Annotated in this window: 7 protein-coding genes; 4 read left to right on the forward strand and 3 right to left on the reverse strand. The window is 71.1% G+C overall.

What is annotated here, in order from left to right:
- The coding region (locus SSOG_RS03000) for a sigma-70 family RNA polymerase sigma factor (protein WP_039940559.1) at positions 1-791 on the reverse strand (791 nt) is incomplete at its 3' end.
- A gap of 246 nt (positions 792-1,037) precedes the next feature.
- Here SSOG_RS03000 and SSOG_RS03005 point away from each other — a divergent pair.
- Together SSOG_RS03005 and SSOG_RS03010 are read left to right on the forward strand one after the other, a co-directional pair.
- Positions 1,038-2,096 carry a glycoside hydrolase family 5 protein gene (locus SSOG_RS03005; protein ID WP_009712729.1) on the forward strand — a complete coding sequence of 353 codons (1,059 nt, stop codon included), beginning with the start codon at positions 1,038-1,040 and terminating at the stop codon, positions 2,094-2,096.
- 32 nt (positions 2,097-2,128) lie between these two features.
- Complete coding sequence (locus SSOG_RS03010) at positions 2,129-3,922, forward strand: glycoside hydrolase family 9 protein (protein ID WP_009712730.1); 1,794 nt, start codon at positions 2,129-2,131, stop codon at positions 3,920-3,922.
- Between the two features lie 76 nt (positions 3,923-3,998).
- Here the strand turns inward: SSOG_RS03010 and SSOG_RS03015 are convergent, their stop codons facing one another.
- Positions 3,999-4,856, reverse strand: coding sequence for an SCO6745 family protein (locus SSOG_RS03015; protein ID WP_009712731.1), 858 nt, complete (start codon positions 4,854-4,856; stop codon positions 3,999-4,001).
- 99 nt (positions 4,857-4,955) lie between these two features.
- Positions 4,956-5,444: a glutathione peroxidase gene (locus tag SSOG_RS03020; RefSeq protein WP_009712732.1), complete on the reverse strand. Its 489-nt coding sequence runs from the start codon at positions 5,442-5,444 to the stop codon at positions 4,956-4,958.
- Positions 5,445-5,603: 159 nt separating this feature from the next.
- Between SSOG_RS03020 and SSOG_RS03025 the strand changes: the two genes are divergently transcribed.
- Positions 5,604-6,203 (forward strand): hypothetical protein, encoded by a 600-nt coding sequence (locus SSOG_RS03025; RefSeq protein ID WP_245606208.1) that lies wholly within the window; start codon positions 5,604-5,606, stop codon positions 6,201-6,203.
- Positions 6,204-6,238: 35 nt separating this feature from the next.
- Positions 6,239-6,967 (forward strand): DUF3761 domain-containing protein, encoded by a 729-nt coding sequence (locus tag SSOG_RS55555; protein ID WP_009712734.1) that lies wholly within the window; start codon positions 6,239-6,241, stop codon positions 6,965-6,967.
- Positions 6,968-6,998: the final 31 nt, after the last annotated feature.

A 6,998-nucleotide genomic window follows, 5' to 3' on the forward strand; every position in this document is an offset into this window, starting at 1 on the left:
GGCCTGCCCCCGCGGGTCCCGACCACCCCGACCGCCCCGTAGACCAGCGCGGGCCGGGGGACGCTGCCCTCGCCCTCGCCCCCGGCGCGGGCGAAGGTGAGCGCCTGGTTGGCCACGTCCGCCGCGCCGTGCACCTCGCGGAACGCGAGCGGGGCGGCGGCGCCGAAGTCGGCCCGTAGCACGATGTCCGGGTCGAGCAGGGCGACGAGCCCGTCGAAGTCGCCGTCGCGCGCGGCGGCGAGGAAGGCGTCGACCACCGCGCGCTGCCGGGCCAGGTCCGGGTCGGGGACGGGCGCCGCGCCCCGGACCCGGCGACGGGCGCGGCTGGCGAGCTGACGGGCCGCGGCCGGGGTGCGGCCGACGATGGGCGCGATCTCGTCGAACGGCACGCCGAACAGATCGTGCAGGACGAACGCCAGCCGCTCGGCGGGAGCCAGCGCCTCGAGGACGACCAGCAGCGCGAGGCCGACGGAGTCGGCGAGCAGCGCCTGGTCCTCCGGGTCGACCCCGCCCGCACCGCTGAGGACCGGGTCCGGCACATGCACCCCGAGGGGTTCCTCCCGCCGGGCGGTGCGCGAGCGCAGCATGTCGAGGCATACGCGGCCGACGACCGTCGTCAGCCATCCGCCCAGGTTCGTCACCTCGCGGGTGTCGGAGCGGCTGAGCCGCAGCCACGCCTCCTGAACGGCGTCGTCGGCCTCGCTGAGCGAGCCGAGCATGCGGTAGGCCACCGCCCGCAGATGGCCGCGGTGTACCTCGAAGTTCTCCGCCAGGAACGCGTCTCCGCCCATCGGCTCTCGCCCTCTCTCGTCGTCGAATGTCATCAGAACACTGACGTACGGGCCGCGGCCGATGTGACAGCGCGGGCGGACACCGGCACCGGCCGGTACGCCCGTTCGGCCCCGCAGCCCTTGACGCATAGCGGCCCCCTCACTACATAACTTGGGAGCGCTCCCAAGACGTTCGCAGTCCAGACCTCGTTGTCATGACCCAGGCAAATCAGCCCGGACCGACCGCTCCCCCACCAGGAGTCGCCCATGCGTACGACCGCCCCCACCGGCGCCACCCCCCGCGTCGTGGCCGTCGTGTTCGCGGCCATCGCCGCCCTGCTGCTGTCCCTGCCCTCCCTCTCACCACCAGCCAGTGCCGCCGCGGCGGGATCGCACGCCGCGAGCGGATTACAGGCCGCGGCCGGATTACATGTCGCGGGCGGCAAGCTGGTCGAAGGCAACGGCAGCCCCTTCGTGATGCGCGGCGTCAACCACGCCCACACCTGGTACGCCACCCGGACCACCCAGGCGCTCGCCGACATCAAGGCGCTGGGCGCCAACACCGTGCGGGTCGTGCTGTCCACCGGAGACCGCTGGACCAGGAACGACACCGCCGATGTGGCGAACGTCGTCGCGCAGTGCAAACGCAACCGGCTCATCTGCGTGCTCGAAGCCCATGACACCACCGGCTACGGCGAGCAGGGCGGCGCCATCACCCTCTCCCGCGCCGCCGACTACTGGATCAGCGTGCGCACCGCCCTCACGGGCCAGGAGAGCTACGTCGTCGTCAACCTCGGCAACGAGCCGTACGGCAACACCAACGCCACCGCGTGGACCGCCGACACCAAAGCCGCCGTCCAGAAGCTGCGCACCGCCGGAATCCATCACGCCCTGATGGCGGACGCCCCCAACTGGGGCCAGGACTGGAGCTTCACCATGCGCGACAACGCGGCCTCCGTCCTGGCCGCCGACCCGGACCACAACACCGTGTTCTCCGTCCACATGTACGGAGTCTTCGACACCGCCGCCGAGGTCAAGGACTACCTCACCCGCTTCGTCAACGCCAAACTCCCGCTCGTCGTGGGCGAGTTCGGCCACAACCACTCCGACGGCAACCCCGATGAGACCGCCATCATGGCGAACGCCCAGACACTCGGCGTCGGCTATCTGGGCTGGTCCTGGAGCGGCAACAGCGGCGGTGTCGAATACCTCGACATGGCCACCGGGTTCAACGCCGCGTCGCTCACCAGCTGGGGGCAGCGGATCTTCAAGGGTGCGAACGGCATCGGGTCGACGTCCAGAGAAGCCTCGGTCTACCGCTCCTAGACCACAACTCCCGCGACAAGAAGGGCCCCACCATGCCCAAGTCAACGCCTCTGGCGCGCACCGCCACCGCCCTGCTGGCCGGAGCGCTGCTGTTCGTCGCCACGCCCACCACCCAGGCGGCCGTGGCCGCGCCCTCGGCCGTCCAGGTCAACCAGCTCGGCTATCTGCCGGACGGCCCCAAACGCGCCACCGTCGTCACCGCGAGCACCACCGCCCTGCCGTGGCAACTGCGCGACGCGTCCGGCAGGACGGCCGCCTCCGGCACCACCACCGCCGGTGGCGCCGACGCCGCCTCCGGCGACTCCACCCAGCTGGCCGACTTCTCCTCGTACCGGGGCACGGGCACCGGCTACACCCTCACCGTGGACGGCCGCACCAGCCATCCGTTCGACATCCGCGCGGGCCTCTACGACGGGCTGCGCGCGGACGCGATGTCCTTCTTCTACCAGCAGCGCAGCGGCACCCCCATCGAGGCGCGGCTCGCCGGAGCGGCGTACGCGCGTCCGGCCGGCCACCTCGGTGTCGCGCCCAACCAGGGCGACACCAGCGTGCCGTGCCAGCCCGGGGTGTGCGACTACGCGCAGGACGTCCGCGGCGGCTGGTACGACGCCGGTGACCAGGGCAAATACGTGGTCAACGGGGGCATCGCCACCTGGCAGCTGGTGAACTCCTTCGAGCGCGCCGCGCGGTCGGGCCACGCCGCGGCGCTCGGCGACTCCACCCTGCGCGTGCCCGAGCGGGGCAACAAGGTGCCGGACGTCCTCGACGAGGCGCGCTGGGAGCTGGAGTTCCTGATGCGGATGCAGATCCCGGACGGGAAACCGCTCGCGGGCATGGCCTTCCACAAGATCCATGACGCGGCCTGGACCGGTCTGCCGACCCGCCCCGAACAGGACTCCCAGCCGCGCGAACTCCACCCCCCGTCCACCGCCGCCACCCTCAACCTGGCGGCCACGGCGGCCCAGTGCGCACGGGTCTATGCCCCCTACGACGCGGCCTTCGCCGCCCGCTGCCTCACCTCCGCACGCCGCGCCTGGACCGCCGCCCAGGCCCACCCCGACCGGCTCGCCCCGGACTCCGACGGCACGGGCGGCGGCGCGTACGGGGACACCCGGGTCGGCGACGAGTTCTACTGGGCCGCCGCCGAGCTGTACGCCACCACCAAGGAGAGCCGCTACCGGGACGCGGTGACCTCTTCGCCCTTCCACACCGCGGACGACGTCTTCACGGCGGGCGGCTTCGCCTGGGCCGACACCGCCGCCCTCGGACGCATCACCCTGGCCACCGTCCCGAACGGCCTCCCCGCCACCGATCTCACCCGCGTCCGCGCCTCGGTGGTGTCCGCCGCCGACGCCTATCTGGCCACCATGAGCCGCCAGGGATACGCCGTCCCCCTGCCCACCGACGGCTACGTCTGGGGCTCCAACGGCCAGGTGGCCAACAACGCGAGCGTCATCGCCGTCGCCCACGAACTCACCCGGCAACCCCGCTACCGCACCGGCGCCCTGGAAGCCCTGGACTACCTGCTCGGCCGCAACGCACTCGGCCAGTCCTACGTCACCGGCTACGGCGACCACACCGCCCTCAACCAGCACCACCGCTTCTGGGCCCACCAGTACGACGCCACCCTCCCGAACCCACCCGCAGGCTCCTTCGCGGGCGGCCCGAACGCGGCCCTCCAGGACCCGGTGGCCCAGGAGAAGCTGGCCGGGTGCAAGCCCGCGAAGTGCTACATCGACGACATCGGCTCGTACTCCACCAACGAGGTGGCGATCAACTGGAACGCCCCGCTGGCCTGGCTGGTGGCATTCGCCGCCGAACGCTGACGCGGCCCCGTTCTCCCGCACGCCCCGGACGGCCGCACCCGACGGTACGACCGCCCGGGGCGGCTCGCCGCCGCGATCAGCGCAGTTGGTCGTACGTCCCGGCCGCGGTGAACGCCTCGTTGATCGGTGCGAGGAGCGAGACGAGGCGACGGGCGCCCGTGGCGCCGATCGGCGCCCACAGCGCGGCGCAGTGCTCGTCGGTCTCGACCTCGATCTGCTCGCGCGCCGCCGTCCCCGCATCGGTCACGGTGCCATCGGCGTCGAGCCAGCCGCGCGCGACGAGACGTGCCGTCGCCGCGGCCCACTCCTCGTCGTTCCACTGGCGGGTCGCACGCGCGAGCGCCGTCGGGATGCGCCCCGTCGCGGACTGGATCACGGTACAGTCACACGGCCCGAGGTGGTTGGCGGCGAGCACGACGAGATGCGCGTCGCCGCGCCACTCGCGCACCACCGTGACCTGCTGCCACAGCGCGACGAGCGGATCGGCCGGAAGCGCGACCGACGCGTTCCCGGCAGCCAGCGTCTTGCCCGCGTGGTCGGCACCGGCGACCACCGGGTCGATCAGCGACCGCGCCTCCGCGATCTGCTCCTCCGTGAGCTTCACGTCGACGCGCTGTAGCGCACGTTCGGCGGCCGCGAAGCGGGCGGCCTGCCACTGCTCGGGGGAGGCGGCGTCCCACACGCCCGTCATGGCCTCCACGGACCGCGGGCTGAAGTTGTAGAAGGTCGCGAGCGCGACCTCCCGCGGAACCGCACCCATCGCGGCCGACCGGAACGCGAAGTACGCGGGACCGCGGTCGGTCACGCCGAACTTGGCCGCCTCCTCCGCGGCCTCGGGGACGAAGTAGATGAACATGTGAGCCGCGCTGATGGCCTGGCTGACCTCGCGAACGGCGTTCATGTCGATACGGGCGCTGTCGTCGGGGAGTGGCATTGCCGAAACGAAGCCGCCCCGACCGAACCGCTGGAGCTTGTACGATCTGTCAACGACACGTCGTGGAGCGCTTGTTCCCCTTATCTCCCCCCATCGGCCTCAGCTCGGCAGCTGGGCCTCGATCGCCTCGACGACCTCCGCCGCCTCCGGCTCGGTCCGCGGCCGGAAACGTCCGGCCACCTGGCCCTGCGGCGAGACCAAGAACTTCTCGAAATTCCACTGCACATCCCCGGCCTCTCCCGCCGCGTCGGGGGTCCGGGTCAGCTCGGCGTAGAGCGGATGCCGCTGCTCGCCGTTGACGTCGATCTTCTCCAGCAGTGGGAAGGAGACGCCGTACGTGGTCGAGCAGAACGTCTCGATCTCCTCCGCCGACCCCGGCTCCTGCCCCGCGAACTGGTTGCACGGAACCCCCAGCACGGTGAACCCGCGCCCGGCGTACCGCTGCTGCAACCGTTCCAGCCCCTCGTACTGCGGCGTCAGCCCGCACTTGGACGCCACGTTGACCACCAGCACCGCGGCGCCCTGATGCGCGCCGAGCGTGGTCGGCTCGCCGGACAGGGTGCGCAGGGGAATGTCGTACAGGCTCATCGCGGATCCCATCTTCGTCGTTCGACCGATACCGCCAATCTATGCGATCACGGAGCCACGGACCCGGATCACAACTTGACCACGGATCACACACAAACTTTTCACTTTTCAATTACCGCGGTTATGGTCAGCTCCTCGCGTATCACTCAAGGGGGAGTCATGTCCTGGAATAATCAGCTATCACCGACACCTGCACCACCGGCGCCCAACCGTCCCAGATGGGCCCGTAAGCGGATCGCCGTCCCGGTCGCAGCCGTCCTGCTCTTCGTCGGAGTCGGCATAGGCTCGACCGAGGGCGACGACACGAAGTCGACCGGCGCCGACAAGCCCGCGCCCAGGGTGACGGTCACCGTCACGGCCAAGCCCGCCCGTATCAAGGACGCCGCCGAACCGGCTCCCAGCGTGACAGTCACCAAGACCGTCACCGCCAAGCCGAAGCCCGAGCCGAAGGCGACGGAGAGCGACGAGGCGCCCGCCGGGACAGCCGTCTTCAAGGTCTGGGGCAGTGCGCCTGCCGGGGCGGACATCACTTACGGCAGCGACAGCGACAACCTCGACGGCAGCGGTCTGCCGATGACGAAGACGCTGAAAGTCCAGGACGGCGCGCTGTACTACCACATTTCGGCACAGCTCCAGGGCGGCGGCGACATCCGCTGCTCCGTCACGATCGACGGCCAGACCAAGACCGGTCACGCCCGCGGCAGCTACAACATCTGCTCCGCACAGCTGAACGGCGACTTCTCCGGCGGCTGGGACTGACGGGAGCAGTGAACCGAACCATCTCGGGGGGAACCATGAACCGACCTGACCCGAACAACGGGCAGGACAAGAAAAAGACGGCGCTCGGCTGTGGGTGTCTCGGCCTGCTGGCCCTGGTGGTCATCGGCGGGATCGGAGCGGCGCTCGACGACGGCGGCACGTCGGAGCAGGAGGGCAAGCCGACTGTCGTTGCCAAGAGCGGCTCGCCTTCGGCATCCCCCAGCACCTCGCCCAGCCCCTCCGCCGCCGCTCCCACCACGACGGCACCGCGCAGCTCCGCCCCGGCAGTGGTGAAGGTGACCCTGCCCGACTTCACCGGCCAGGGTCTCCAGGAGGCGCAGGACGCGGCCCAGGCACTGGGGCTCTACCGGCTCAAGAGCCACGACTTGTCGGGCCTCGACCGGTTTCAGGTCTGGGATCGCAACTGGCAAGTGTGCTCCCAAAGCCCGGTCCCCGGCCGCGTCAGCGAGAGCCGCACGATCACCTTCAACGTGGTGAAGAACGAGGAGTCCTGCTCCTACCGGGCCGACGCTTCCACGAGCGGAATCGGAAGCGGAGGCGGAAGCGGAACGGGCGGGGATGACGACACGTCGTCGTCCGGGTCCGGGTCGGGGTCCTCCGGGGCCGGGGACTCGTCTTCCGGGGGGACCGGCGGGGCCGGGAGTGGGGCCACGGCGTTGTGTGAGGACGGGACGCTTTCGTACGCGGCGCACCATCAGGGCGCCTGCTCGCATCACGGCGGGGTCGCCGTCTTCTACCGGTGACGCGGCGACGGGGCGCGCCACACCGGCGCGC

The organism is Streptomyces himastatinicus ATCC 53653 (assembly GCF_000158915.1).
GTDB lineage: Bacteria > Actinomycetota > Actinomycetes > Streptomycetales > Streptomycetaceae > Streptomyces > Streptomyces himastatinicus.

Bases quoted from the DNA above. Each gene is read 5' to 3' on its own strand.
- SSOG_RS03005 (WP_009712729.1), top strand. From the start codon at position 1,038: ATGCGTACGACCGCCCCCACCGGCGCCACCCCCCGCGTCGTGGCCGTC.
- SSOG_RS03025 (WP_245606208.1), top strand. From the start codon at position 5,604: ATGTCCTGGAATAATCAGCTATCACCGACACCTGCACCACCGGCGCCC.
- SSOG_RS55555 (WP_009712734.1), top strand. From the start codon at position 6,239: ATGAACCGACCTGACCCGAACAACGGGCAGGACAAGAAAAAGACGGCG.
- SSOG_RS03015 (WP_009712731.1), bottom strand. From the start codon at position 4,856: ATGCCACTCCCCGACGACAGCGCCCGTATCGACATGAACGCCGTTCGC.
- SSOG_RS03010 (WP_009712730.1), top strand. From the start codon at position 2,129: ATGCCCAAGTCAACGCCTCTGGCGCGCACCGCCACCGCCCTGCTGGCC.
- SSOG_RS03020 (WP_009712732.1), bottom strand. From the start codon at position 5,444: ATGAGCCTGTACGACATTCCCCTGCGCACCCTGTCCGGCGAGCCGACC.